General features: G+C 39.7%; 26 protein-coding genes and 1 riboswitch. Of the genes, 23 read left to right on the top strand and 3 right to left on the bottom strand.

Going from position 1 to position 26,687, the window contains the following annotated elements; translation table 11 throughout:
• Positions 1–19: 19 nt before the first annotated feature.
• Positions 20–622, bottom strand: coding sequence for an FUSC family protein (locus OZ002_RS10105; RefSeq protein ID WP_002295450.1), 603 nt, complete (start codon positions 620–622; stop codon positions 20–22).
• 104 nt (positions 623–726) lie between these two features.
• On the opposite strand from OZ002_RS10105, the gene OZ002_RS10100 reads away from it, so the two are divergent.
• Positions 727–1,683, top strand: coding sequence for an aromatic acid exporter family protein (locus tag OZ002_RS10100; RefSeq protein ID WP_325083239.1), 957 nt, complete (start codon positions 727–729; stop codon positions 1,681–1,683).
• 427 nt (positions 1,684–2,110) lie between these two features.
• Here OZ002_RS10100 and OZ002_RS10095 read toward each other — a convergent pair whose 3' ends face one another.
• On the bottom strand, positions 2,111–3,067 hold the full coding sequence (locus OZ002_RS10095; protein WP_002297120.1) for a Gfo/Idh/MocA family protein: 957 nt from the start codon (positions 3,065–3,067) through the stop codon (positions 2,111–2,113).
• A 173-nt stretch (positions 3,068–3,240) separates the two neighbouring features.
• Between OZ002_RS10095 and OZ002_RS10090 the strand changes: the two genes are divergently transcribed.
• The 14 genes from OZ002_RS10090 to purB all read left to right on the top strand — a co-directional run bounded on the left by OZ002_RS10090 (position 3,241) and on the right by purB (position 17,374).
• The gene (locus OZ002_RS10090) at positions 3,241–3,801 is read left to right on the top strand and encodes a hypothetical protein (RefSeq protein ID WP_123839937.1); all 561 of its coding nucleotides are present in this window, start codon (positions 3,241–3,243) and stop codon (positions 3,799–3,801) included.
• Positions 3,794–4,618, top strand: a complete 825-nt coding sequence (locus tag OZ002_RS10085; protein WP_123839938.1) for a M15 family metallopeptidase — start codon at positions 3,794–3,796, stop codon at positions 4,616–4,618. Before OZ002_RS10090 ends, OZ002_RS10085 begins: the two co-directional genes overlap by 8 nt.
• Positions 4,619–4,627: 9 nt before the next feature.
• On the top strand, positions 4,628–5,245 hold the full coding sequence (locus tag OZ002_RS10080; RefSeq protein WP_002295461.1) for a glycoside hydrolase family 73 protein: 618 nt from the start codon (positions 4,628–4,630) through the stop codon (positions 5,243–5,245).
• Positions 5,246–5,262: 17 nt separating this feature from the next.
• Positions 5,263–5,946, top strand: a complete 684-nt coding sequence (locus tag OZ002_RS10075; protein ID WP_002295463.1) for a hydrolase — start codon at positions 5,263–5,265, stop codon at positions 5,944–5,946.
• A gap of 681 nt (positions 5,947–6,627) precedes the next feature.
• Positions 6,628–7,911 carry an ABC transporter substrate-binding protein gene (locus OZ002_RS10070; protein WP_002289643.1) on the top strand — a complete coding sequence of 428 codons (1,284 nt, stop codon included), beginning with the start codon at positions 6,628–6,630 and terminating at the stop codon, positions 7,909–7,911.
• A gap of 15 nt (positions 7,912–7,926) precedes the next feature.
• A complete protein-coding gene (locus OZ002_RS10065) occupies positions 7,927–8,814 on the top strand; it encodes a carbohydrate ABC transporter permease (RefSeq protein ID WP_325083237.1) in 888 nt (295 codons plus the stop codon).
• Between the two features lie 16 nt (positions 8,815–8,830).
• A complete protein-coding gene (locus OZ002_RS10060) occupies positions 8,831–9,667 on the top strand; it encodes a carbohydrate ABC transporter permease (RefSeq protein ID WP_002306876.1) in 837 nt (278 codons plus the stop codon).
• 2 nt (positions 9,668–9,669) lie between these two features.
• Positions 9,670–10,293, top strand: a complete 624-nt coding sequence (locus OZ002_RS10055; protein ID WP_010727813.1) for a hypothetical protein — start codon at positions 9,670–9,672, stop codon at positions 10,291–10,293.
• Entirely contained in the window at positions 10,290–11,582 is a 1,293-nt protein-coding gene (locus tag OZ002_RS10050; protein ID WP_002306874.1) for a Gfo/Idh/MocA family protein, read from the top strand. The genes OZ002_RS10055 and OZ002_RS10050 overlap by 4 nt, the downstream gene beginning before the upstream one ends.
• A 358-nt stretch (positions 11,583–11,940) precedes the next feature.
• Positions 11,941–12,038, top strand: a riboswitch (purine riboswitch).
• A 115-nt stretch (positions 12,039–12,153) separates the two neighbouring features.
• Complete coding sequence (locus tag OZ002_RS10045; RefSeq protein ID WP_002306871.1) at positions 12,154–12,735, top strand: xanthine phosphoribosyltransferase; 582 nt, start codon at positions 12,154–12,156, stop codon at positions 12,733–12,735.
• Positions 12,736–12,737: 2 nt separating this feature from the next.
• Positions 12,738–14,045: a nucleobase:cation symporter-2 family protein gene (locus OZ002_RS10040; protein ID WP_002295470.1), complete on the top strand. Its 1,308-nt coding sequence runs from the start codon at positions 12,738–12,740 to the stop codon at positions 14,043–14,045.
• Between the two features lie 415 nt (positions 14,046–14,460).
• The gene (purE, locus tag OZ002_RS10035; protein WP_002303771.1) at positions 14,461–14,949 is read left to right on the top strand and encodes a 5-(carboxyamino)imidazole ribonucleotide mutase; all 489 of its coding nucleotides are present in this window, start codon (positions 14,461–14,463) and stop codon (positions 14,947–14,949) included.
• Positions 14,942–16,066, top strand: a complete 1,125-nt coding sequence (gene purK, locus OZ002_RS10030; protein WP_156249033.1) for a 5-(carboxyamino)imidazole ribonucleotide synthase — start codon at positions 14,942–14,944, stop codon at positions 16,064–16,066. Before purE ends, purK begins: the two co-directional genes overlap by 8 nt.
• Before the next feature lie 12 nt (positions 16,067–16,078).
• Complete coding sequence (purB, locus tag OZ002_RS10025; RefSeq protein WP_156249032.1) at positions 16,079–17,374, top strand: adenylosuccinate lyase; 1,296 nt, start codon at positions 16,079–16,081, stop codon at positions 17,372–17,374.
• Between the two features lie 181 nt (positions 17,375–17,555).
• Here purB and OZ002_RS10020 read toward each other — a convergent pair whose 3' ends face one another.
• Positions 17,556–17,933 carry a hypothetical protein gene (locus tag OZ002_RS10020; RefSeq protein ID WP_010727810.1) on the bottom strand — a complete coding sequence of 126 codons (378 nt, stop codon included), beginning with the start codon at positions 17,931–17,933 and terminating at the stop codon, positions 17,556–17,558.
• 255 nt (positions 17,934–18,188) lie between these two features.
• Between OZ002_RS10020 and purC the strand changes: the two genes are divergently transcribed.
• The 8 genes from purC to purH are packed head-to-tail and all read left to right on the top strand — an operon-like array spanning position 18,189 to position 26,673.
• Positions 18,189–18,917, top strand: coding sequence for a phosphoribosylaminoimidazolesuccinocarboxamide synthase (purC, locus tag OZ002_RS10015; protein WP_156249031.1), 729 nt, complete (start codon positions 18,189–18,191; stop codon positions 18,915–18,917).
• Positions 18,917–19,171: a phosphoribosylformylglycinamidine synthase subunit PurS gene (gene purS, locus OZ002_RS10010; RefSeq protein WP_002295474.1), complete on the top strand. Its 255-nt coding sequence runs from the start codon at positions 18,917–18,919 to the stop codon at positions 19,169–19,171. The genes purC and purS overlap by 1 nt, the downstream gene beginning before the upstream one ends.
• Before the next feature lies 1 nt (position 19,172).
• Positions 19,173–19,844 carry a phosphoribosylformylglycinamidine synthase subunit PurQ gene (purQ, locus tag OZ002_RS10005; protein ID WP_002331835.1) on the top strand — a complete coding sequence of 224 codons (672 nt, stop codon included), beginning with the start codon at positions 19,173–19,175 and terminating at the stop codon, positions 19,842–19,844.
• Entirely contained in the window at positions 19,845–22,067 is a 2,223-nt protein-coding gene (gene purL / locus OZ002_RS10000) for a phosphoribosylformylglycinamidine synthase subunit PurL (protein WP_049142388.1), read from the top strand.
• Positions 22,052–23,491 carry an amidophosphoribosyltransferase gene (purF, locus tag OZ002_RS09995; protein ID WP_002306860.1) on the top strand — a complete coding sequence of 480 codons (1,440 nt, stop codon included), beginning with the start codon at positions 22,052–22,054 and terminating at the stop codon, positions 23,489–23,491. The genes purL and purF overlap by 16 nt, the downstream gene beginning before the upstream one ends.
• Before the next feature lie 22 nt (positions 23,492–23,513).
• The gene (gene purM / locus OZ002_RS09990; protein ID WP_197081272.1) at positions 23,514–24,566 is read left to right on the top strand and encodes a phosphoribosylformylglycinamidine cyclo-ligase; all 1,053 of its coding nucleotides are present in this window, start codon (positions 23,514–23,516) and stop codon (positions 24,564–24,566) included.
• Positions 24,563–25,141, top strand: a complete 579-nt coding sequence (gene purN / locus OZ002_RS09985) for a phosphoribosylglycinamide formyltransferase (protein ID WP_049142390.1) — start codon at positions 24,563–24,565, stop codon at positions 25,139–25,141. The genes purM and purN overlap by 4 nt, the downstream gene beginning before the upstream one ends.
• Positions 25,138–26,673 carry a bifunctional phosphoribosylaminoimidazolecarboxamide formyltransferase/IMP cyclohydrolase gene (gene purH, locus OZ002_RS09980; RefSeq protein ID WP_156249030.1) on the top strand — a complete coding sequence of 512 codons (1,536 nt, stop codon included), beginning with the start codon at positions 25,138–25,140 and terminating at the stop codon, positions 26,671–26,673. Before purN ends, purH begins: the two co-directional genes overlap by 4 nt.
• Positions 26,674–26,687: the final 14 nt, after the last annotated feature.

Genomic DNA, 26,687 nt, shown 5'->3' with positions numbered 1-26,687 from the left:
ATTTTATTGCAAAAGAAAATTAGTCCTCGCTATTTTTCTTTTGTTTTTGGATCTTAGCTTCTATCTCTTGTAAATTTGTTCTTAGCAATCGTTCTTTCTTTTGGAGTTCGACCAAATCTTCTGATAGTTCTTCCTTCTTTTCTGTTTCAGGAGGACGAAGAAAGAAATTGATACCGATTGCAATGAATGTCCCTATAAAAGTATCTAGTACACGTTGGATCGCATACAAAGCGGATTCGCCTTGAGGGATGCTCAACGCAATCAGCAACAACGTAGCGATTGCGGAAATGATACCGGAATTATTGTTAATACCATCTGACACGACGATCACAATAATAACTAGAATAGGAAGCAAGATCAATTCTACCAAAAAATCATTGTGAAAATAGCTTTTGACAAAAAAATAAATGATAGCTAATGTACCACCTAATGTATTGCCGATGATCCTAGACTTTCCAAAAGAAACGGTTGTAGTCAAGTCCTGACGCAAAGAAAAAACAGCAGATAATGCAGCAATCATCGGGATTCCTCGTTGAGTTAAATGAAAAAATAAGATACATAAAAAAACAGCTAAGGCACTTTTGATCGTACGCATACCTAGTCGAAAACGGCCAAATTGCATAGAGATTCTCCTTTTTGGTCTTTTTACTATCATACCTAAACTTTTGTCTGATAGCTAGTTTTTCATTATTCAAGTATAATTAAAATAAAAAAAGGGGGAAGTAAATGCGTATAGGAATGCGAACAGTCAAAACAGTGATCAGTGTCTTCTTTTCGATGGTCACAGCGGGTAGCTTATCGCTGTTGTATTGGCCAGCTGCAGGGATCATTGCATTATTAAGTGTAGGAAATACCAAGCGCTCTACATTGCGTACGGGCATGAATCGAATCGCAGCCTTTATATTAGCTACGGCAACAGCACTGTTCAGTTTTTTTGCTGTTGGGTATACTATTTTTGGCTTCAGTCTTTTTTTATTCCTGTTCATCCCGCTTGCCTCTCGCTTCAAATTAACCGAAGGGATCGTAGTAAATTCGGTTTTGGTCACTCATTATTTAGTGGAGGAAAACATGTCTTGGCAGCTGATCGGCAATGAAGCGGGATTAATGGCGATTGGATTAGTATTTGCTTTGCTTGCAAATGTTTACATGCCAGATCGTACGAAGCAGCTGAAGGAAAACCAAATACAGATCGAAAAAGAATTTCGAAATATTTTGAGACAAATGGCAGAATTTCTTTTATCAGAAAATAAAGAAGATGTGCAGATCAAATGCGAACATTTACTGACATTCATTCGCGAAAGCCAAGAAGATGCCAGAGAACATCAAGAAAACTACTGGCTCAGACAGCCGCTATACTACGAAACTTACTTCTCTATGAGAAGAGCACAGGTCAATGTGATTAAAGACATGCTGGAAAATCTAGAGAGAATCCAGCAACCAGCTTATTATGGAAAACATATCTATGGTTTATTGATTTATACTGCAGAAACATTTTCAGAGTCAAATGATGGCAGACAAATTTTAGCACGTATTGAAGAAGTTTATGTATTGTATCGGCAAATGCCTCTGCCGACTAGTCGCCCTGAATTCGAGGATCGAGCAGAATTGTTCCAGTTTTTGCAGTCTTTTAAAAGTTTTATTGAAATCAAGGCAGAATTCTCCCAACAAAAAATCCAAAAATAGAGGTTGTGAATTCAGCTAATATTCAGGTCAAAAAGCTGATTTCACAACCTCTTCCTTAAACGGTGTTCTCCTGTCAACTCCTCGGTCACAAGTCACAATATTCAACAAACATGAGAAGCTGTTTTTTGAAATTGCTCCTTGTGACTCGGAGCTGAACGGCAGGCTCACGACCTCTTTCTTAAACGGTGTTCTCCTGTCAACTCCTCGGTCACAAGTCACAATATTCAACAAACATGAGAAGCTGTTTTTTGAAATTGCTCCTTGTGACTCGGAGCTGAACGGCAGGCTCACAACCTCTTTCTTAAACGGTGTTCAAAAGCTTGCATCTGCGGTAATAAGTCCAGCCAAACGAAAAATAGGAGGAGCTATTTTTGTTTGGCTGTTCTTATTACTTGATGCAGAACAGCTTTTTCACAACCTTTTAAAATTACATATTTTTCCATAGAACTTGCATTTGATCCAAGATTTCGATGACATCTTTTGTCAAGAAGAGAGAGCGATTGGGCAAGTCACCTTCAATCATGTGTACCATATTCTTTATTTCGTAATTCATTGCTTCAGATGTATTCCCGCTTTCGATGAATTCCTTTGTACCATCTGTAAATAAGATCTCCGCACGATCAGCACGCGGGTAATCAGCAATCGTCACATAACCGTTCTCAAAGGCAACGATACCGACTTTTGGCATTTTTGCCTGAAAAGTCAAGCTGACAGCAGCAAGTTCATTTTCTTTGTTACGCAAGATAGTGACGGATTGTTCGTCCACGCCTGTTTCAAAAGGAACCATTGTAGAGGCAACTACTTCAGGTTGAGAGCTCAAAAAGAAACGAGCGAAAGATACAGCATACGTTCCGATATCCAACAGAGCTCCTCCAGCTAATTCTGGATTGAAGAACCGGTTTTTAGGGTCTGGTTCTTTGTAACTGCCGAAAGGTGCTTGGATCATTTTTAAAGCCCCCAGTTTTCCTGTATCCATTATTGAGCGTAACTGCTGATAAAGTGGCATGTTGAAGATTGTCATCGCTTCTGCTAAGATCAAATTCTTTTCTTCTGCTAAGCGCATAGCGTCAGCCAGTTCTTTTTTATTCATCGTGATGGCTTTTTCACATAGAACGTGTTTGCCTGCTTCCAATGCTGCCAAGATATGGTCGATATGCTGTCTATTTGGTACAGCAATGTACACGATGTCGATTTCAGCATCGTCTAACATTTCTTGATAGCTTCCGTAAGCTTTTGGAATATTGTAACGGTGAGCGAAGTTTTCCGCTTTTTCTGAAGTTCTGGAAGCAACTGCTGTTAGTTCGCTCGTCTCTTGATTGAAGCTTTCGGCAAACTCATGTGCGATGGTACCGAGACCCACGATTCCCCATTGATATTTTTTCATCTGAAAACGCTCCTTCATAGTTGGATTGAGTTTCTTGTCTGTCTATTATTATAACAAAAATCACGAAGAATAAAGGGGAGAGGACTTGAAACATTAAAAAAAATGAAAGCAGCGATTTAAGAGGTGCTTTTTGATCAAAACTTAAGTAGAATAGTTAAAAGGAGGGGATAAACGTGCATCAAGTATATATTGATCTTATTATGAGTGTATTATTAGAACAGTTTGAAACTGAAAAAAATTTTTTAGATGAATACTTGCTGATCAGTCCAGAACAATGGAAAAAATGGAAAGATGGCGAGAAAAACCTGCCATCTGAAGCGATGCAGAAAGTAAAAAATCTTTTCACTGATTATGAATGGATGCTAACGCAAAAGATTTTGCGTCAAACGATTATTTTTCCCGAAAAACGAAACGTTGCCGTTGCAGAGTACAAGCAAATCAAAACACGCATCGCGCAAAAATGGCTTAGCAGCAAAGCAGCAAAAGTCGAGCTGATCCCTTTGAAAAATAATCAGCAGGCTGGTAGATACCTTGACTTGAAAGTAAGTATTCAATATGATGAATGGGGCTATGATGATATTTTGAATTTTCGTCTGCCAGCAGATGTTCAAAAACAGATCGAAGGAGAAAAAATCGAACTTCTCGATTGGGTGAATGAAAATCTGGAAGAAACTTACGTTCATGAGGCGAATGGGGAACGTGAAGAACAACGAAAGGATTTTTCAAGTGAATAAATTTTTAGGATTTGGAGCAGTTGTGATTATGATCGCAGCAATGGGCTATGTTATTTTTAGCGATGATGATTCGCATGTTCAAGCCGGCAATCAAGCAGTCGAACGAACAAGCACCAAAACAACTGCTAGTAAAGAAAAGAACAGTCAAACAACCAGCAGCAAGGTAAAGGACAAAGAAACAAAAGATCATACGTCCAAACAATTGCCAAATGTTAAAACAGACGATTGGAAGCTAGTTTTGGTTGGTCCAGATCACAAATTAGAAAAAGAAATCGATGAGTCTACTCAATTGGCATCATTAAGTAACGGATACTTGATCGACAAACGCATTGCTCCAGAATATGAAGCATTTGCCAAGGCTGCTGAAGCAGCTGGATTTCCATTAGTGATGGTCTCAGCTTACCGGTCTGTATCATCCCAACAACAAGTTTTCGAACAAAATGTCCAAGATGTGATGAGTCGTCAAGGTGTATCAGAAGAGGAGGCGACAAAGATTACTAAAGAAACGATTACGGAGCCAGGATACAGCGAACACCACACAGGTCTGGCAGTCGATGTCGTCGATCAAAACTGGTACAACAGTTATCCTTCTACTGTATTGGATGCAAGTTACGGAGATCAGCCTGGAGCTAAATGGATCGCAGATAATGCTGCGCAGTATGGATTTATCGTTCGTTATCCAAAAGGACACGAAGATATAACTAAGATCACATATGAACCTTGGCACTTACGTTATGTCGGTAAAGAAAATGCTGAGTATATCACCAAACACCAATTGACGCTAGAAGAATATCTGAATGAATTAAATGAAAAGTAGGAATTGATCATGGCGAAAAAAAAGTGGAAAAAGCAAAAGCGCAAGAATATCCGTTGGCCAGCAGTGGTTGCCGGTGTAGCAGTGATACTCTTAGCCTTTGTTTTTTCCTTGAAGAATCTGTCTTCTCCTTTTACTGATAATCAGCAAGAAAATGAAGCGCAATCCCATCAGCAATTTATTGAACGGCTTGTTCCGCATGCCCAAGAACTACAAGATGGTTATGGAGTACTTCCTAGTATCATTTTAGGACAAGCTATATTAGAATCAAATTGGGGAAAAAGTACCTTGGCTAGCAAATACAATAATCTTTTCGGGATCAAGGCTTATGGGGATCAGAAGAAAGTAAGCCTGGAAACAAAGGAATTTGTTAACGAAGAATGGATAACTATCCAAGGAGACTTCAAAGTGTATGATTCATGGGAACAGTCCATGGATGACCATACACAACTGTTCGTCCAAGGAGTAGATTGGAATCCTGCGCTGTATGAAAAAGTGATTACGGCCACCAACTATCAGGAAGCCGCACAAGCATTGCAAGATGCAGGTTATGCGACAGACCCCGGTTATGCGCAAAAAATCATCCAGGTCATCGAGACGTATCAATTGAATCAGTATGACCGGAGATAGCAAAGGAGAAGTGGCTGATGGCAGAACAATTTACGCCAGAAATCATGACGGAATTGAGAAAAGATATCGTAAGAGTACCGGAAATCATTTTAGAAGCAAGTGGGATCAAGATATTTGGAAAATTGATCCGTTCGATCATCTTTACTACGGATATTGCGATCATACGTAATACAAATGCGAATGCAGTAATTGCTGTGTATCCTTTTACACCTCATCCAGCGATTACTAAAAGCATTATTGAAGCAGCTGACATTCCAGTTTTCTCCGGTGTAGGTGGTGGTTTGACACAAGGTGCTCGTTCTTCCTACATGAGCATGTTCGCAGAAGCGCAAGGTTCGTTAGGGGTCGTTTTGAACGGTCCTACGCCTTTAGAGACAGTAAAAGAAGTTTGTCGAGTAGTTGATATTCCAGTTATCAGTACGGTAACGTCGAAATATACAGAAATAGATGAAAAGTTAGCAGCTGGTATTTCGATTATCAATATCAGTGCAGGTAAAGAAACTGCAGAAGCAGTACGCCATTTTCGTAAAAAATATCCTGAACTTCCTATCATTGCGACAGGTGGTCCAACGGAAGAAAGTATTGCTGAGACCATTCAAGCAGGAGCAAATGCCATCACATATACGCCACCAAGTAGCGGAGAGCTTTTTAGTCGTAAAATGGAAAAATATCGGGAAACTGAGAAAAAGAATCATGAATAACAGGTGAGAATCAAAAGACGAGGAAGAGCAGATAGTGGCTCTTCCTCGTCTTTTGTACTCCAGTACTATTTGTTCAGAATTCAAAAAAAAGAGAAATTTTTTTGTTTTTTTATCTGTAATGTACATAAGAAGAGTTAAAACCTTTTGTTATTATTAGCATTCTAACAAAAAATGTCTTGATTTATTGAAGCGCTTTCTATAGAATGGAAAACGAATAAAAACTAAAAAAGGCACCCGACAATTTAGTAGCAGCTAAATTGTCGGGGCTTGAAAAGTCAGCGGGAACTGACCAATCAAGTTGCCATAGTCAATGCTTGTGCATCGACGTGTATATTGTACCTAATTTCATACAGAATTACTAGTTATTTTTCTGTTTTTTAGGGAAGAGCGTACACGAAGAAGCATGCTTATTTAGCTATGTCAAGGATATTGGACAGTTGTCTGATATCCTTTTTTCTTTGCGTAATTATCCTCCCATCATTGAAGCAAGAAGTGTTTTTAGCGATGAAAGAAGAATCAGCACTATCTAATTTTCCTTGAAAGTATTGAGTTGTTCATCCTAGGCAGAACGATAAGGCAAGTCTTGGTTTTTATTCCCCTTGAAAAAGATCGTTTAATAAATATGTTCTGTATAAAAATACAGTATGTTGAAAAATAACAATGGAAGTAGAGGTGCAGAGAATGAAGAAAAGAATGAGAATCATCTTAGCTTTAAGTGTTATGTTATTCTTCTTGACGGCTTGTGGGCAAGAAGATGACAAAAAAATCACGCTGAACATGGCTTGGTGGGGTTCGCAAGTCCGACACGATGCAACAGTAAAAGTAATCGAGCTTTATGAAGAAAAAAATCCCCATGTGACGATCGATTATGAATTTTATGATTATGAAGGATATTACACAAAATTAGGTACACTAGCAGCATCAGATGATATCTGGGACATTTTCCAACTGAACAATCAATTTCCTCAATACATCAATCAGATTGAACCATTAGATGAATATGTGGAGCAAGGGATAATTGATATTTCTAATGCAGATGAATCCTATTTAGCAACGACGACTTACGACGGGCAATTAGTTGGACTGTCTAACGGGGTGAATTCGTTTGCGATTGCTTACAATAAAAATATATTTGAACAATTAAATATCCCTGAACCTGCTTCAAATTGGACATGGGATGAATTTGAACAAATCAGCTATCAAATCACTGAAGAATTAGGAATCTATGCTATTTCAAGATTCGAAGATTTTATAGCTGGCTGTATTATTCAAATACCACAAGTTGAGAAAGGATTGAATTTTTATAATCGGGAAGATCTATCTAACAGCTTGGGATTTGAAAATCCAGACTATCTAACAGATTTTTTCCAGTTGCGTAAAAATCTGGTAGACAAAGGTGCCCATCCGGAACCAGGTGGTGGAGCTGCAAGTACGACGGATCTGTCTTTTCAGGCGGTTAGGGATAGAGAAGCGGCAATGGTGTTTCTATCAAGTAACCAGTTGACAGAAATATTGTCAGGAGCGCCTGAAGATATGGAGATTCAGTTGATTAATCCACCTCGCAGAAAAGCAGATGGAGAATCTGGTATCCCTTTACGTTCTTCGCAAATGCTGAGTATGGCAAAAAGCTCAGCCCATAAAGAAGAAGCTGCTAAGTTTATTGATTTCTTTCAAAACAGTGAAGAAGCCAATGAAATTTTAAAAGGAGAACGTGGTGTGCCAATCATGTCGAATATTCGAGAACAGCTCGCTCGTGCAGATGATGCAACTTTGCAAGCGACATTTGACTATTTAGAAATGATTTCCGATATGGACAACGGCGAAGTGAATGTCTTTGATAGTGCTTTGAATCCGGAAATTCAAGACCAATACAATCTTTTAGTTGAAAAAGTCATTTATGAAGAAGTAACAGCAGAAGAAGCAGCAGAGAGTCTTTATGAGTTTGCGTCAAACATTCTAGGATAGCAGCAGGAGGAAGGCATGAAAAAAGAAAAACTAAAACGGTTCTTGGATCAAGACAATGTGGTCGGTTACGTATTTGCTTCTCCATTCATCCTAGGATTTCTATTGATAACGGTGATACCGATGATCTTGTCACTTTATTATTCGTTCACCGATTATCGTTTGGAAAATCCAGTCTCATGGATCGGCTTGGATAATTATATAAAGATGCTGAGTGATGCCCGTTTTTTGAACTCCATCCGAGTCACTTTTCTCTATGTATGTGCATCTGTACCTGTGAAACTGATCTTTGGTCTATTGATTGCTTATCTTTTAACGAGGAATATCAAAGGAACGACTTTCTTTCGTTCTTTGTATTATGTGCCTAGTTTGATCGGTGGCAGTATTTCTATCGCTCTAGTTTGGCGGGAGTTGTTTTCTAAAAACGGGTTAGTGAATATTTTTCTGGAACGATTAGGCGCACCTGCGCTTTCCTGGTTTAGCGATCAAAAACTGGTCATGATCCCTCTTGTTTTGATGTCTGCTTGGCAATTCGGTTCGGCAATGATCATCTTTGCTGCAGGTATCAAAGAGATCCCAGGCTCGTATTATGAAGCGGCAGAGATCGATGGAGCGAACAAATGGCAGACGTTTTACAAGATTACGTTACCTCTTCTTTCGCCGATCATTTTGTATAACTTGGTTATGCAGACAATCGCGGCGTTTATGACTTTTACGCAGGCATTTATCATTACCCAAGGTGGTCCGAATGATGCCACGAACTTTTATGCTCTTTATGTGTATAACCAAGCTTTTTCTTTTAATTCTATGGGGTATGCTAGTGCTATTTCGTGGATCATGCTGTTGATTATGGGAGCTGTCACCTTTCTGATTTTCAAATCATCAAAAAAATGGGTCGTTGTGTGAATGAGAGGAGGAAGAAATGAATAAAACAGTAACGAAATGGTTTCAATACGGTTTTATTTTGCTATTAGGTCTAGTCATGATTTATCCGGTCTTATGGATGATCGCAGGTTCTTTTAAAACGGATCAAGAGATTCTGAGTGGTTCGCTGAATTTGATTCCAGAGACTTTTCAATGGGAAAATTACGCAAAAGGATGGGCGGGGTTTGCTGGAATTTCATTTTTTACTTTCTTTAGGAATTCGTTTGTCATCTCTGCAGTTTCGACGATAGGGACAGTTCTGAGCTCGACTTGTATTGCTTACGCATTATCGAGAATCGATTTCAAAGGAAAAAGATTCTGGTTCGTCGTCATGTTAGTAACGATGATGATTCCTGCACAAGTGATTTTGATTCCGCAGTTTATTATTTACAATAGGCTGAATTTGGTTGGGACGTATGTGCCGCTGATTTTACCACATTTTTTTGGACAAGCATTTTTCATTTACCAGATCATGCAATTCATGGTCAGCATCCCCAAAGAGTTAGATGAATCAGCGATTATTGACGGATGCAGCAAGTATAGTGTCTTTACCAAAATTATTTTTCCTTTGCTGAAACCTTCGATCATCACGACGATCATCATCCAGTTTTATTGGAAATGGGACGACTTCATGGGACCATTGATTTATTTAAACAAGCCGAGATCTTACACGGTATCGATTGCCATCAAATTATTTGCAGACGCTGGATCTAGTACGACTTACGCGAGTATGTTTGCGATGTCTACGTTGTCGCTGCTACCGGTTTTTCTGATTTTCTTATTCTTCAATAAATATCTTGTCCAGGGGATCAGTACAAGCGGTCTGAAGGGCTGAATATGAAAAAGCCAATAGAAGAGATGTTTCTTTACAAGCTCAACTACTATTTCTGTCGGATTTTTTTAACCAGTCTTATCAGTAATGCTCTTTTCGCTTTAGTTCTAGGATGTTTGTTCACTTTAGGATTAGTGCTGTCTGCTCGTGTTGTCTATCTGATTTATTTTTTGATGATGTATCCTTCTTATTATCTATCTGTCCATTACTTGGCAGAAAAAAAGGTATGTTGGAGGAAAGAAAAAATCAAACGGATGTGTTTCATCATTACGTTGTTTCAGCTGTTTGTCATTATTTTTGCAGTTGATTGGTATTTATTAGTGGGAAAGATTGGAGCTTGGTATCTGATTCCTTTTCTATTGTGTCTGTTGCTTTTTGTATCCCATAGTTTTTTTAGTACGCTAATTGATATCTGCAAAGAAGAGAAAGCAGATAGTCTTGTTTATTTGATCAAAAGGAATATCTGGCTGTTGTCAAAAAACGTCAAAGGGTTTCTGTGGTATTTATGCCTTTTGTATGGACTGTTCTGGTGTATACAGCATGATTTTTTACTCACTGCATTACTGTATCCAGGGCTGCCATTTGTCACAGTATTTTGCTTAAAAGAAAAGGAGAATGACTTTAAATGAAGAAAAAATATGTACAAGTCGGACTTGGTGGGAGAGCGCGTTTTTTTTATGAGGCAATTGCCTCTACGTATCATCAAACTTGTGAACTAGTCGGTTTTTGTGATGTATCTCAAACAAGGATGGATTATGCAAATCGGATACTTGTGAACAAGTATGGACAGAAAAAAGTAAAGACATGTATGCCATCACAATTTGAGCAACTACTGGATGACGTACGGCCGGCTGAAGTCATTATTACGTCAGTAGATCGAACGCATCATGATTATATCATTCGTGCAATGAAAAAAGGATATGATGTTATTTGCGAAAAACCTCTGACTATCGATGAGGAAAAAGCTCAAGAAATAATAACGGTCCAAAAACAGACGGGAAGAAGCCTGCGAGTCACTTTTAATTATCGTTATGCACCGTATCACACGAAGATAAAGGAGCTGATAGAAAGTGATGTGATTGGTGATGTGTTTTCTATCCACTTCGAATGGCTGTTAAATACGCAACACGGGGCAGATTATTTCAGAAGATGGCATCGAAATAAGCACAATAGCGGCGGGCTTCTTGTTCATAAATCTACCCATCATTTTGATCTAGTGAATTTTTGGTTGAACAGCCGTCCCCAAAAGGTATTTGCATTCGGTGGATTAAACTTTTATGGGATGCATAATGCGGAGAAACGCGGAGTAGAAACATTTTACAGTCGATGCTATGGAAGCGAACTAGCTAAAGCTGATCCATTTGCTATAGACCTGTCAGCCAATGAGGAATTGCGAGAAATGTATTTAGAAGCAGAAAAAGACAGTGGATATATTCGTGACCGCAGTGTATTTTCCGATGATATCTCTATTGAAGATACACTAGGCGTAACGGTCAAATATGAAACTGGTGCGATTTTGACGTATTCGCTAAACGCGTATATGCCGTGGGAAGGATTCAATGTTTCTTTCAATGGCAGCAAAGGACGGATCGAAATGAAAGTGATCGAAAAGTCTTACATCAATGCAGGTGGAGATAAAAAGGATGAAGGAGCAGCCGTTCTTCAGTCCATCCATGTCTATCCGATGTTCGGTGAGCCATATGAGGTAATCGTCGAACAAGAAGCGGGCGGACATGGCGGAGGAGATCCGCGTTTATTAGATGATCTATTTGGTGAAGAAAAAGAAGAAGATCCGTGGAATCGGGCAGCAACTCACGTAGATGGTATTTTGTCGATTTTGACAGGAATCGCAGCAAATCATTCTATTGCTTCAGGAAAAGCAGTAGTGATTGACGAGCTTGTCAGCTTAAAAGAATAAGAATAGATTTACGGAAATTACTTCCCGTAGTTTATAAAATCTTGCCTTATTGCCGATAGGCTGTCTTTTGAACACTATTTATTCGGAAAAAGGGGCTATGACATGCTTTTTGTCATGCCTTCTTTTTATGTGGGCTGCTTTTTTAGATAGGAGAAAATAAAAATAACTATTTAAACCCGAACAAAAAGGAATAATGCATTAAAAATCATTAGATTTTACAAAAAAATAAGTAAACCACGTTGTCAGTTTCAGAAAGTAGTGTTAGACTGTTTTCAATATTTGAAACAACATTTTTTATTCAAATATGGCAAACTGCCTTCACGTGCAAAACAGTTGCAAGAAAATGAATTTACACTATTATTAGTTTTACATACCTACTTATATATCGTCATAATATGGATGACAGTTTCTAGCCAGTACCGTAAATGCTGGACTATAAGTAAAAGATTGGCTATTTCACCCTTCTTTTCTTATGATAAAGTGGAGGGTGTTTTTCTTTAACAGAAACATAGTAGGTTTTTGCACAAAAGCGGTTATTTTGGTATTAATAAATGATAAAGGAGCAAATAAAGTGAAAGAATTAGTTGAACGTATTCAAAAAGACGGACGTATATTAGGCGAGGGCGTATTAAAAGTCGACAGCTTCGTCACTCACCAAGTAGACCCTGTATTGATGGAACAAATGGGAAAACGGTTTGCAGAAGTATTTAAAGAACAAGGAATCACGAAAGTTGTGACCATTGAAGCTTCTGGGATCGCACCAGCTTTATTTGCTGCAAAAGAATTAGATGTTCCAATGATCTTCGCTAGAAAAGCAAAAAGTTTGACGATGGATGAAGAATTATTGACAGCTTCTGTTTATTCTTTTACGAAACAAGTGACAAGTACGATTTCTATTTCTCGTAAATTTTTATCTTCAGAAGACAAAGTATTGATTATCGACGATTTCTTGGCAAACGGACAAGCGGCAAAAGGATTGATCGAATTATGCCAGCAAGCTGGAGCTCAAGTAGAAGGAATCGGGATCGTCATCGAAAAGTCTTTCCAAGATGGACGTCAGTTACTTGAAGAAATGGGATTGAGAGTCGTTTCTCTTGCGCGTATTGCTTCCTTGACGAATGGACAAGTTGAGTTTCTTGAGGAGGACGCATAATCGTGGAAAAAGAAACACAAAATGGAAAAGCTGCGGTTTTAGGGCTGCAGCATCTGCTAGCGATGTATGCAGGAGCAGTAGCGGTGCCTCTTTTGATCGGTACAGGACTAGGCTTTAATCAAGAACAGATGACTTATTTGATTTCAATTGATATCTTTATGTGTGGATTAGCGACATTATTGCAATTGACAGTTAACCGATTTTTCGGAATTGGCTTGCCTGTCGTTTTAGGATGTGCGATACAAGCAGTAGCTCCACTGATCTTGATCGGAACCAATGAAGGAGTAGGAGCTATCTACGGATCTATTATCGCTTCTGGGATCTTTGTTGTGTTAGTTTCTGGTGTCTTTTCTAAAATTAAAAAACTATTCCCTCCTATAGTAACAGGAACGGTTATCACCGTTATTGGTTTGACTTTGATTCCTGTAGCAATCGAGAAAATGGGTGGAGGTAATGCAACAGCAGCTGATTTTGGTGACAAAACAAATCTGCTACTTGCATTTGTGACGATTCTCCTAATTGTAGGCGTGCAAATGCTGGCAAAAGGGTTCATTCGTTCAATCGCGGTACTGATTGGTTTAGTCGGAGGAAGCATCTTAGCTGCTTTCATGGGAATGATTGATCTGAGCGCGATTGGAGATGCGCCGTTGTTCCATGTTCCACAACCCTTTTATTTTGGTAAACCAACTTTCGACGTATGGTCGATTTTACTAATGATCATCATTTCCATGGTCAGCATGGTAGAATCAACAGGTGTATATTTTGCACTTGGTGACATTACTGGGAAAAATGTTGGAGAAGAAGAATTGAAAAAGGGATATCGTGCAGAAGGACTTGCCGTTATCTTAGGCGGTATTTTCAATACATTCCCTTATACTGGCTTTTCTCAAAATGTCGGATTGGTTCAACTTTCGGGAATCAAAACAAGAAAACCCATCTATTTCTCTGCATTCTTCTTGATTGTTTTAGGATTATTCCCTAAAATCGGTGCGTTAGCACAAATCATCCCTGAGCCGGTACTTGGTGGAGGAATGTTAGTCATGTTCGGGATGGTGGCAGTCCAAGGAATCCGTATGCTGTTGGAAGTTGATTTCAGCAATGATAAAAATCTATTGATTGTTGCTGTTTCTGTTGGATTTGGGCTGGGTTTCAATGTTACGCCGACATTATTCAGTCAAATGCCGCAAACATTGCAAATGTTCACTGGAAATGGCATCGTAATGAGTAGCATTACGGCTATCATATTGAATTTGATCTTTAATGGATTGAAAAAAGATGAAGAAATATTGGAAGAAGCCTTCAAGAAGTAATAGAGCAAAAGAAAGGTTGTGAAATCAGCGTTTTGACCTGATTTTTAGAGAAACAAACGGAAAAATAGTTCCTCGTATTTTGCCGTTTGTTTGAGCTAATACCGAGGGTCAGCTGATTGAACACCGTTGAAGGAAGAGGTCGTGAGCCTGCCGTTCATCTCCGAGTCACAAGGAACAATTTCAAAAAACAGCTTCTCATGTTTGTTGAATATTGTTCCTTGTGACCGAGGAGTTGGCAGGAGAACACCGTTTATCCATAAAAAGGAATGTGACCTAACTTTTGTCACATTCCTTTTTTTCATCTTTAATAAACACGAACAATAAGATGTTTTTCTTTGTTAACATTCGAAATTTCTTTGACATCAAAAAATGTGATTGTTAGAATATGAATGTAGAAAAACTGGGAGGAAAAACAATGACAGCAAAAATCTCTGTGATTATGGGGAGTACTTCAGATTGGGAAACAATGAAAGAAGCATGTCAAATATTGGATGAATTCGGTGTGTCTTATGAAAAAAAGGTCGTTTCTGCTCATCGAACCCCAGATTTGATGTTTGAATATGCACAAAACGCTCGAAAAAAAGGAATCAAAATCATTATTGCAGGAGCAGGGGGAGCCGCGCATCTGCCGGGTATGGTCGCATCAAAAACAACTTTGCCGGTTATCGGTGTACCGGTCCAATCACGAACATTAAATGGTTTGGATTCGCTTCTTTCGATTGTCCAAATGCCTGGAGGAGTACCTGTAGCTACTACAGCAATCGGAAAAGCGGGAGCAATTAATGCTGGACTACTTGCGATACAGATGCTTTCCATGTATGATTTAGAATTGGAGGCTAAATTGGCTGAAAGACGTTCAATGTTGGCTAAAACTGTTATAGAAAGTAGTGATCAACTTGGTTAAACCTTTGTTGCCTGGTTCAACGATCGGGATCGTCGGTGGCGGTCAATTAGGTCGTATGATGGCGATTAGTGCAAAAGAAATGGGCTTTAAAGTAGGTGTGCTGGATCCTGTGAGCGATTGTCCAGCCGCACAAGTTGCAGATTGGCACATTGAAAGTGTCTATGATGACACCTTTGCGCTGAAAGAGCTTGCCAGAAGAACAGATGTCATTACCTATGAATTCGAAAATGTCAGTGTAGAGGCGTTAAATGCGATTTTACCCATGTCATTTATTCCTCAAGGGACAGACTTGCTTGCGATTACGCAAGACCGCCTGTTAGAAAAATCTTTTTTGGAAACGAACAACATCGTGATTGCTCCTTATGCAACGATCGTCAGTCCGACGGATATCCAAGATGCGATTGACGGGATCGGCTATCCTTGTGTTTTGAAAACCACTCGAGGCGGCTATGATGGCAAGGGGCAGTATGTTTTGAAAAGTCGGGCGGATCTAGCTCCTGCCATGGACCTTTTAAGAGAAGGAACCTGTGTTTTAGAAGCATGGATCCCGTTTGAAAAAGAGATTTCGATCATGGTGGCAGGAAATGGTCAAGGAGATTTCACGACTTTTCCGGTCGTGGAAAACATCCACCACAACAATATTCTTCATGAAACGATTGCTCCAGCCGCGATTGATCAGGATGTGATTGAAGAGGCTGAGCGTATTGCCCGTGTGATTGCAGAAGCAGTGAGCCTTTCAGGTGTTTTAGGAGTAGAAATGTTTTTAACAAAAACAGGCGGGCTGTATGTGAATGAATTAGCTCCTCGTCCTCACAATTCTGGACATTATTCTATCGAAGCTTGTTCTATGAGTCAGTTCGATGCCCATATTCGAGGTATTTGCGGATGGCCATTAGGAGAAAAAGTGCGTCTGACAAGCAATGCAGTGATGGTCAATGTTTTGGGAGAACAACTGCTGGAAAGCTATCGCTTGATTGAGAATAAGCCAGACTGGCAATTCCATTTCTATGGAAAAAAACAAGCGAAAAAAGGTCGCAAGATGGGACATATCGCTATCTTGACAGAAGACATCCAGCAAACGCTGGAAGAAATCAAACAAACGAATATTTGGGATTAGAGGAGAAAAAACATGTTAGAACGTTATACACGCCCTGAAATGGGGAATATCTGGACGGAAGAGAACAAATACCGTGCGTGGCTCGAAGTCGAGATTTTAGCAGATGAAGCTTGGGCAGAACTTGGTGAAATCCCGCAAGAAGATGTGAAAAAAATCCGTGAGCATGCATCATTTGATATCGATCGGATCTTGGAAATCGAAAAATCAACACGCCATGATGTTGTTGCTTTTACACGAGCAGTTTCTGAAACATTGGGAGAAGAAAGAAAATGGGTCCATTATGGTCTAACAAGTACGGATGTCGTAGATACTGCTTATGGCTATCTCATCAAGCAAGCAAATGATATTTTACGGGAAGACTTGAAACGTTTTACGGAAATCATTGGCGAAAAAGCAAAAGAACACAAATATACAGTGATGATGGGTCGGACACACGGTGTCCATGCTGAACCAACTACTTTTGGATTGAAACTTGCCACATGGTATTCAGAAATGAAACGGAACATCGAACGATTTGAACATGCGGCAAAAGGAGTAGAAGCAGGAAAAATCTCTGGAGCAGTGGGGACGTTCGCAAATATCCCGCCATTTATTGAAGAGTATGTATGTAAACAATTGGGGATCCGTCCACAAGAAATCTCTACTCAAGTTCTCCCTCGGGATCTACATGCTGAATATTTCTCAGCGATGGCGCTTATTGCTACAAGTATTGAACGTTTTGCAACAGAGATACGCGGATTGCAAAAATCCGAAACACGTGAAGTAGAAGAATTTTTTGCGAAAGGTCAAAAAGGTTCTTCTGCTATGCCGCACAAAAGGAATCCGATCGGTTCAGAAAATATGGCTGGTCTAGCCAGAGTGGTGCGCGGACACATGGTCACTGCCTATGAAAATGTCACATTATGGCATGAAAGAGATATTTCTCATTCTTCAGCAGAACGAATCATCTTGCCTGATACCACGATTTTATTGAATTACATGTTAAATCGTTTTGGCAATATCGTTAAAAATCTAACGGTCTTTCCTGAAAACATGAAGCAGAATATGTCTGCAACATTTGGCTTGATTTATAGCCAGCGCGTTATGCTGAAATTGATCGATAAGGGAATGACAAGAGAAGAAGCTTATGATCTTGTTCAGCCAAAAACTGCGTACGCTTGGGACAACCAAGTGCAGTTCCGCCCGCTGTTAGAAGAAGATCCAACCATCACATCGGTATTATCTAAAGAAGAAATAGACGATGCCTTTGATTATCATCATCATTTGAAAAACGTTGACGTGATATTCAAACGAGTAGGTTTGGAATAAAGAAGAGTGAGTTGCAAAATTCAATTAAAATAGAATAGCAAAAATAACCAAAAAAGAAGCAGAGCCGTTAGCGGTTCTGCTTCTTTTAGTTTATTATGTTTTCTTATCAATGATAGGAACCTGACTTTAAAAGCGACATACTACTGCTTTATCGTACCTTTATCTATACAAAATGTAGGAGTCAAGCATAAATGGCGTGACTATTATAACTAAAATGCTCGTTATGGAGATGTTGCAGCAAGTTTTCGAGAAAAGCGTATTCCATCTCTTGTCCATTGAATAAGATCTGGATACGATAATGATTTTTGAAACGCTTCTGTTCGTGAATCTGACTGATTGAAAGTTCGCCTTTGTGTTCTGTCTGATAAAGAAAAGTCCTTTTACGGCATTCAGCACAGCGCTTGGTTGCTCGGCGGATTTTTCGGAATGTATAAAAACTAGTATCTTTATTGCATAAATAAACGTCTTTGATCGACAGCAAATCATTATATAGACAGGAACGTTCTTCAGCTGTTAATTCTGATAAAAAAAGCTGACCTTGTTTTATTGCATCTTCCATCGGCAAGTGCCTCCTTGAACCCATTATCCAAATTTTTAGTTAATTCTAATATACCATCATTAAGTATAAATGTAAACGCTTGTTGATGGTATAAGATTTTCGTTTTTGATAAAACACGAACATTAAAAGAATCTAATGCCTTGAATGTACATATTTTTGTTGATTTATAAAAAGATGATTGCTAAAATTTAAAGTGAAAACACGAACAAAAAACGATGTATTTGCTTTTAATGTAAACAAAAAGGAGAGACGTACATGGAGAAGAAAGAACTTCTGTATGAAGGGAAAGCCAAAAAAATATATCTTACTTCTGATGAGAACTTGATTTTGATAGAATATTTAGATCAAGCAACTGCGTTGAATGGCGCGAGGAAAGACCAGATAAGTGGAAAAGGAGAATTGAATAATCAAATCACAAGTGCAATTTTCCGTTATCTGACTCAAAGAGGAATAAAAAATCATTTTATTGAACAATTGTCTAAAACCGAACAATTAGCAAAAAAAGTACAAATTATCCCTCTGGAAGTGGTTATCCGAAATATTGCAGCAGGAAGTTTCTCAAAACGTCTAGGTGTTCCCGAAGGTAAAGAATTCATCAAACCAATCATTGAATTCTACTATAAGGATGACCAGTTGGATGATCCATTTATCAATGAAGAGCATATCTATTTCTTACAACTTGCAAAACCGGAAGAAATCAGTGAGCTGAAAGCCCAAGCGTTGGCTATTAATGAAATTTTGACCGAATTATTTGCTAAGGTCGGTTTGGTTTTAGTAGATTTCAAGCTAGAGTTTGGCCGGTCGAATGGACAAATTTTGCTTGCGGATGAAGTAACACCGGATACTTGCCGATTATGGGATGAACGTACGAATGAACATATGGACAAAGACGTTTACCGCAGAGATCTAGGTGATTTGATCCCAGTCTATCAAGAAGTATATAACCGTCTATCGGAACTAACTGAAGAAAAGGAGCGAGTATGATGTATTTCGTAAAAGTATATGTAACCTATAAAGATTCAGTGTTAGATCCTCAAGGGGAGGCAGTAAAAAAAGCAGTCCATCGTATGGGATATGAAACAATCGAAGATATCCGAATAGGAAAATACTTTGAGATACAACTTGCTGATGCAGAAGAACCAATCGATACAGTGATTGAAACGATTTGTGACAAGCTGCTTGCAAATGTAAATATGGAAACATACCGATATGAAATCAAAAAAATGGAGGAAGTATAACATGAAATTTGCGGTCATCGTTTTTCCAGGTTCAAATTGTGACGCAGATATGTTATGGGCAGTTCGCGAGATCATGGGTGCTGATGCCGAATTCGTTCGGCATGATGAGTCCTCTTTAGAAGGATTTGATGGTGTTTTACTGCCAGGAGGATTCTCATATGGAGACTATTTAAGATGTGGTGCGATTGCCCGGTTTTCTACAATCATGGAAGAAGTGATTCGTTTTGCTGAAGAAGGGAAACCAGTATTCGGTACATGCAATGGATTCCAGATATTGACAGAAGCAGGACTTTTGCCAGGTGTACTGAGACGAAATGAGTCTTTGCATTTTATTTGCAAAACTGTACCATTGGAAGTCAACCCCAAGACGGCCTTTACTTCAGAGTATGAAGCCGACGAAATAATCTATCTTCCAGTTGCTCATGGGGAAGGAAATTATTTCTGTGACGAAGAAACACTTCAAGAACTAAAAAAAAATAATCAGATTGCCTTTACTTATAATGACAACATCAACGGCAGCGTGGAAAACATTGCAGGGATTACGAACAAAGCAGGGAATGTGTTAGGAATGATGCCTCATCCAGAACGTGCAGTAGAAGACTTGCTAGGATCAGAAGATGGGAAACGGTTCTTTGCTTCCATTTTAAAAAACTTCGGAAAGGTGACCGTATAGATGAAAACATTGAAAGAACCGACAGCTGAAGAGATCAAGAAAAAAAGAATCTATGCCGAATGGGGATTGACTGATGAAGAATATCGAATGATCGAAGAAGATATCTTAGGAAGAATGCCTAATTATACGGAAACTGGACTGTTCTCTGTTATGTGGAGCGAACATTGTTCCTATAAAAATTCTAAACCGGTTCTACGCAAATTTCCTACTAGTGGACCTCATGTGTTGCAAGGCCCTGGAGAAGGCGCAGGCATCGTCGACATCGGTGATGGACTAGCAGTTGTCTTCAAAGCAGAAAGTCACAATCATCCTTCAGCCGTGGAGCCTTATGAAGGAGCTGCGACAGGAGTTGGCGGAATCATCAGAGATATTTTCAGCATGGGGGCTCGTCCAATTGCGTTGCTAGATTCATTGAGGTTCGGCGAATTAGATAATCCAAGAACGAAATATTTACTAGAAGAAGTAGTTGCAGGTATCGGCGGATACGGCAATTGTATCGGCATACCGACTGTAGGCGGCGAAATTGCATTTGATCCTTGTTATGAAGGAAACCCATTAGTCAATGCAATGTGCGTAGGTTTGATTGAACACAAACATATCCAGAAAGGGCAAGCCGCTGGCGTCGGTAATTCGATCATGTATGTAGGTGCAAAAACAGGTCGCGACGGTATCCACGGAGCAACTTTTGCCTCAGAAGAATTTAATCAAGAAGAAGAACAGCAACGTTCTGCTGTACAAGTAGGCGATCCTTTTATGGAAAAGCTGCTGCTTGAAGCGTGTTTGGAATTAATCTTGCATCATTCGGATTCTCTAATAGGTATACAGGATATGGGAGCAGCAGGACTTGTTTCATCTAGTGCGGAAATGGCTTCAAAAGCTGGTTCAGGACTTATATTGACATTAGATGAAGTCCCACAAAGAGAAACTGGAATGACGCCTTATGAAATGATGCTATCGGAATCACAAGAACGGATGTTGATTTGTGTCAAATCAGGAGAGGAAGAAAAAATCCAAGAACTATTTCAGAAGTATGATCTAGATGCAGTCACTATCGGGAAAGTAACAGACGACGGGCAGTATCGGCTATATCATCAAGGAGAAGAAGTAGCAAATCTGCCAGTCGATGCATTAGCTGAAGATGCACCAGTTTATCATAAAGAAATGAAAGAACCAGCTCGAATCGCAGAATTTCAGCAGTTAGCTCCTTATCAGCCAGTTATCGAAGAACCTGGACAAGTATTGCTTGATCTGCTGCAGCAACCGACGATTGCTTCGAAACGTTCAATCTATGAAACTTATGATTCACAAGTACAAACCAATACAGTTGTCCGTCCAGGAAGCGATGCTGCTGTGATGAGGGTTAGAGGGACGAATAAAGCGTTAGCTATGACCACAGACTGCAACGCGCGCTATCTGTATTTGGATCCAAAAATCGGAGGACAAATAGCAGTGGCAGAAGCTGCTAGAAATATTATTGCTAGCGGTGGCAAGCCCTTGGCGATCACCGACTGCCTGAACTATGGTTCTCCTGATAAACCAGAAGTTTTTTGGGAATTATCGACTTCAGCTGACGGAATTGCTGCTGCGTGTGAAACGTTAGGAACTCCTGTTATTTCAGGAAATGTTTCTTTATATAATGAAACGGATGGTCAAGCAATCTATCCAACACCAATGATTGGTATGGTCGGATTGATTGAGGATCATAAACATATCACTACTCAGGAATTCAAAAAATCAGGGGATCTAATCTATATATTAGGTAAGACGTTTGCAGATTTTGATGGCAGTGAATTACAAAAGATGCAGCTTGGAAGAATCGAAGGTGTGATCCGAAACTTTGATATATCCATTGAAAAGAGAAACCAAGAGTTAGTATTGACAGCCATCCAAAACGGATTGATTGAAAGTGCTCATGACTGTTCAGAAGGTGGCTTGGCAATTGCACTGGCAGAATCAGCTTTCAAACATCAGCTAGGGATATCTGTACAGTTTGAATTGTCCTCTGCTCAATTATTTGCAGAAACTCAATCAAGATTTGTGTTGACAGTCGCACCGGAAAATAAGACACGATTCGAAGAAATGATGGGTGATTCTGCTGTTTTAGCAGGTAAGGTGACGGATGAAGCGATAATCGAAATTTCAGCAACTGACGGTCAGATCAAAATAGAAACTGCAGTAGCAAGAAAGTGCTGGGAGGATGCAATCGTATGTCTTATGAAGTGAAGAGTTTAAATGAAGAATGCGGGATCTTCGGCGTTTGGGGTCATCCGGATGCCGCTAGTGTGGCATACTTCGGGCTCCATAGTCTTCAGCATCGAGGACAAGAAGGTGCGGGCATCGTGTCCAATGATCGAGGAAAGCTTATGGGTCATCGAGATCTGGGGCTGCTTTCTGAGGTATTCAAAGATCAAAGAAAATTGCAGCAGTTAACAGGAGAAGCTGCAATCGGACATGTACGTTATGCAACAGCAGGCAATGGAAGTGTGGACAATATTCAGCCTTTTCTATTCAAATTTCATGATCAGTCGATCGGCTTAGCGCATAACGGCAACTTGATCAATGCTCGTTCACTTAGAAAAGAGTTAGAGGAAAATGGGGCGATCTTCCATTCTAACTCCGATACGGAGATATTGATGCATTTGATCCGACGAAGTGAAGAAACAGATTTTTTAAATAAATTGAAAAGTGCTTTAAATGAAGTCAAAGGTGGATTTGCCTATTTATTAATGACAGAAACGGCAATGATTGCCGCTTTGGACCCAAATGGTTTTCGTCCATTAGCAATCGGACAAATGAAAAACGGAGCATACGTGATTGCCTCGGAAACTTGTGCATTAGAAGTTATCGGGGCACGTTTTATAAGAGATGTCCAGCCTGGAGAGATAGTGATCATCAATGACGAAGGAATCCAGATTGATTGCTTTACGAAGGACACGCAGCTTTCTATTTGTTCGATGGAATATATCTATTTTGCCAGACCAGATTCAAACATCGCAGGGATCAATGTGCATACTGCACGGAAAAATATGGGACGGAATTTAGCGAAAGAATCGCCAGTAAAAGCAGATATGGTCGTCGGCGTACCTAATTCTTCTTTGTCAGCCGCAAGCGGTTATGCGGAAGCTAGTGGAATCCCTTATGAAATCGGATTAGTAAAAAATCAATACATTGCCCGAACATTTATCCAGCCAACGCCTGAGCTAAGAGAGCAAGGTGTTCGAATGAAATTATCTGCTGTACGAGGAGTGGTGGAAGGTAAAAAGGTGATTATGGTCGATGATTCAATTGTTCGGGGTACGACAAGCAGACGGATCGTCCATCTTTTGAAAGAAGCAGGAGCAAAAGAAGTCCATGTGAGGATTGCTTCTCCTCCTTTGAAATATCCATGTTTTTACGGGATTGATATTCAAACGCGTAAAGAACTCATTGCGGCAAATCACACGATTGATGAAATCAAAGAATGTATCGGTGCAGATTCTTTAGGATTTTTAAGTGAAGAGGGTCTGATCGAATCGATTGGACTGAAAAAGGATGGCCCGTATTCAGGATTGTGTATGGCTTATTTCAACGGAGATTATCCAACGCCGTTATATGACTATGAAGAAAAGTATCAGGAATCGCTAAAAGAAAAAGTATCGTTCTTTTAAAAGCAGACCAAGAAGGGAGTATATGAATTCAATGGCAAATGCATACGCAAAAGCTGGCGTAGATGTCGAAGCTGGATATGAAGTAGTAGAACGGATCAAGAAGCATGTCAAAAAAACGGAACGTTTAGGTATGATGGGCGCTATAGGAGGATTCGGCGGTTGTTTTGATTTATCGGTCTTTCAATTAAAAGAGCCAGTCCTTGTCTCGGGGACCGATGGTGTGGGGACGAAATTAGCAGTGGCAATCGAAGCAGACAAACACGATACAATCGGGATCGACTGCGTAGCGATGTGTGTCAATGATATCTTAGCACAAGGCGCAGAGCCGTTATATTTCTTAGACTACTTAGCAACGGGGAAAAATGATCCGATACGTTTGGAAAATGTAGTAAAAGGTGTAGCAGATGGATGTGTTCAAGGAAATATGGCGCTGATTGGCGGAGAAACAGCTGAAATGCCTGGTATGTACTCAGGTAATGATTATGATCTAGCCGGATTTGCTGTAGGGATAGCTGAAAAATCTCAATTATTGACAGGAGAAACGATCAACCCAGGAGATGTGTTGCTTGGAATAGCATCTAGCGGGATCCATTCAAATGGGTACTCTCTTGTTCGCAAAATTTTCTTTGAGCAGCAGCAGTTTTCTTTATCATCAAAACTGCCAGAATTGAAAAAAGCACTTGGCGAAGAATTGCTTGAGCCAACGAAAATCTATGTTTCTTCCTTGCTTCCGCTGATCAAAGAAAAGAAAATAAAAGGAGCTGCACATATCACTGGTGGAGGGTTTGTAGAAAATATCCCGCGAATGTTACCAGAATCTATGGCTGCACAAATCAAACTTGGCTCATGGCCGATTCTTCCAATATTCGGCTGTTTACAAAAATATGGTGAAATTCCTGAGATGGAGATGTATGAAATCTTCAATATGGGCATCGGTATGGTCCTGGCAGTCGAAGAATCGAAAGTAAAAGAAATAGTACACGAAATTGAGCAAGCTGGCGAAAAAGTTTATGAAATCGGGAAAGTGATCGCCAAAGAAAAACATCGTGTGGTGTTTACAGGAGAAGAACGATGAGAATCGCTGTTTTTGCTTCTGGAAACGGAAGCAACTTTCAAGCGCTAGCCGATTATCTATCGAAAAAAGGATTGGAAGCTTCGATTGACTGGTTGTTTTGTGATCAGCCTGAAGCATATGTTTTGAAACGTGCAACTGCGTTGAGTGTACCGGCAGATTGTTTTTCACCTAAAGAATTTGATTCAAAAAAAGAGTATGAAGAAGCAATTTTGCATAAATTGAAAGAAAAAAAGATCGATTTGATTGTATTAGCTGGATACATGCGAATCATTGGACCAGTATTGCTGGAAAATTATGATAAAAGAATCATCAATATCCATCCATCTCTTTTACCTGCATTCCCTGGTTTGCATGGCATTCGTGATGCATTTGAAGCTGGAGTAAAAGAAACGGGTGTCACAATTCATTATATCGACCAAGGTATAGATACCGGACCAATCATCCGGCAGGAAAAAGTGAGAATTGAACAGGAGGACACGTTCGATTCTTTAGAAGAAAAAATCCATAGAGTAGAGCATCGAATCTATCCAGAAGTGATTAGTGAAATTATTGAAAATGGAGGCTATCTGAAATGACAAGAGCATTGATCAGTGTATCAGATAAAACTGGGATTGTAGCATTTGCCCAAGGTTTGATTGAACAAGGAGTAGAAATCATTTCAACAGGAGGAACAAAGCATGCGTTGGATAAAGCTGGGATCAAAACGCTTTCGATCGAAGAAGTGACAGGGTTTCCTGAAATGATGGATGGCCGTGTCAAAACACTTCATCCTAAAATCCATGGTGGTCTTTTAGGAAGACGCGATCTCCCTAGCCATATGGAGGCAATGGAAACGGAAAATATCCAACCAATCGACTTTGTTTGTGTTAATTTATATCCTTTCAAAGAAACGATTATGAAACCAGATGTCGAAATAGCAGAAGCTATTGAAAACATTGATATCGGTGGACCTAGTATGCTCCGTAGTGCAGCAAAAAACCATGAATTTGTCACCGCTGTTGTTGATCCATCTGACTATGAAGAAGTACTTTCAGAATTACGTCAGTATGGGCATACTTCACTTTCTTTCAGACAAAAACTAGCGGCAAAAGTCTTTCGTCATACTGCGGCATATGATGCACTGATCGCTCAATACTTAACGGATTGGGTGGAAGAAAAAGAACCGGAAAAATTGACACTTACGTATGAACGAAAACAAACGCTTCGTTACGGTGAAAACAGCCATCAAGCCGCTGCCTTTTATCAGTCCGCTCTTCTGGAAAAATATTCGATCGCAGCAGCAAAACAACTCCATGGGAAAGAACTTTCTTATAATAATATCCGAGATGCAGATGCTGCGCTACGGATCATGAAGGAATATGACGAGCCAACGGTAGTCGCCTTGAAACACATGAATCCTTGTGGTATTGGGACAGCATCTACGATTTTAGAAGCGTGGGAAGCAGCGTATGAAGCAGATCCTGTTTCAATCTTTGGTGGGATCATCGTTTTGAATCGAGAAGTAGATCTGCCAACAGCAGAACAGATGCATAAGCTGTTTCTAGAAATCATCATTGCCCCTTCTTATACACAAGAAGCTTTGGAATTACTGCAAAAAAAGAAAAACATCCGATTACTGACAGTAGACTTTGCGCAGGAAGTAAATCAAAATCGAGAAGAAACGGTCTCAGTCTTAGGTGGACTTCTTGTACAAGATCAAGATCTGGCAATAGAAAATGAAGAAGAGTGGAAAGTCGTGACAAAACGTAAGCCGACTCCAGCAGAAGCAAAAGCATTGGCGTTTGCTTGGAAAGCTGTCAAACATGTGAAATCTAATGCGATCGTGCTGGCAAATGAACATCAGACAGTAGGAATTGGAGCCGGACAGATGAATCGCGTCGGTTCAGTAAAAATCGCGATTGAACAAGCGCAAGAGAAAATGGAAGGTGCAGTTTTAGCTAGCGATGCTTATTTTCCAATGGATGATTCGGTTGAATATGCAGCCAAACATGGTATAAAAGCAATCATTCAGCCAGGAGGAAGCATCAAAGACCAAGATTCTATCGATATGGCGAATAAATATGATCTAGCAATGGTCTTTACTGATGTTCGGCATTTTAGACATTAGAGAGGAGTCGGATA

Origin of the sequence: Enterococcus sp. E4-150 (assembly GCF_035726465.1) — a bacterium.
Lineage (GTDB): Bacteria > Bacillota > Bacilli > Lactobacillales > Enterococcaceae > Enterococcus_B > Enterococcus_B faecium.
This window is presented reverse-complemented; position numbering and strand designations above follow the sequence as displayed.

Coding starts and splice junctions, on each gene's coding strand:
- OZ002_RS10105 (WP_002295450.1), bottom strand. CDS start 622: ATGCAATTTGGCCGTTTTCGACTAGGTATGCGTACGATCAAAAGTGCC.
- OZ002_RS10100 (WP_325083239.1), top strand. CDS start 727: ATGCGTATAGGAATGCGAACAGTCAAAACAGTGATCAGTGTCTTCTTT.
- OZ002_RS10095 (WP_002297120.1), bottom strand. CDS start 3,067: ATGAAAAAATATCAATGGGGAATCGTGGGTCTCGGTACCATCGCACAT.
- OZ002_RS10080 (WP_002295461.1), top strand. CDS start 4,628: ATGGCGAAAAAAAAGTGGAAAAAGCAAAAGCGCAAGAATATCCGTTGG.
- OZ002_RS10075 (WP_002295463.1), top strand. CDS start 5,263: ATGGCAGAACAATTTACGCCAGAAATCATGACGGAATTGAGAAAAGAT.
- OZ002_RS10070 (WP_002289643.1), top strand. CDS start 6,628: ATGAAGAAAAGAATGAGAATCATCTTAGCTTTAAGTGTTATGTTATTC.
- OZ002_RS10065 (WP_325083237.1), top strand. CDS start 7,927: ATGAAAAAAGAAAAACTAAAACGGTTCTTGGATCAAGACAATGTGGTC.
- OZ002_RS10060 (WP_002306876.1), top strand. CDS start 8,831: ATGAATAAAACAGTAACGAAATGGTTTCAATACGGTTTTATTTTGCTA.
- OZ002_RS10055 (WP_010727813.1), top strand. CDS start 9,670: ATGAAAAAGCCAATAGAAGAGATGTTTCTTTACAAGCTCAACTACTAT.
- OZ002_RS10050 (WP_002306874.1), top strand. CDS start 10,290: ATGAAGAAAAAATATGTACAAGTCGGACTTGGTGGGAGAGCGCGTTTT.
- purE (WP_002303771.1), top strand. CDS start 14,461: ATGACAGCAAAAATCTCTGTGATTATGGGGAGTACTTCAGATTGGGAA.
- purB (WP_156249032.1), top strand. CDS start 16,079: ATGTTAGAACGTTATACACGCCCTGAAATGGGGAATATCTGGACGGAA.
- OZ002_RS10020 (WP_010727810.1), bottom strand. CDS start 17,933: ATGGAAGATGCAATAAAACAAGGTCAGCTTTTTTTATCAGAATTAACA.
- purC (WP_156249031.1), top strand. CDS start 18,189: ATGGAGAAGAAAGAACTTCTGTATGAAGGGAAAGCCAAAAAAATATAT.
- purS (WP_002295474.1), top strand. CDS start 18,917: ATGTATTTCGTAAAAGTATATGTAACCTATAAAGATTCAGTGTTAGAT.
- purQ (WP_002331835.1), top strand. CDS start 19,173: ATGAAATTTGCGGTCATCGTTTTTCCAGGTTCAAATTGTGACGCAGAT.
- purL (WP_049142388.1), top strand. CDS start 19,845: ATGAAAACATTGAAAGAACCGACAGCTGAAGAGATCAAGAAAAAAAGA.
- purF (WP_002306860.1), top strand. CDS start 22,052: ATGTCTTATGAAGTGAAGAGTTTAAATGAAGAATGCGGGATCTTCGGC.
- purM (WP_197081272.1), top strand. CDS start 23,514: ATGAATTCAATGGCAAATGCATACGCAAAAGCTGGCGTAGATGTCGAA.
- purN (WP_049142390.1), top strand. CDS start 24,563: ATGAGAATCGCTGTTTTTGCTTCTGGAAACGGAAGCAACTTTCAAGCG.
- purH (WP_156249030.1), top strand. CDS start 25,138: ATGACAAGAGCATTGATCAGTGTATCAGATAAAACTGGGATTGTAGCA.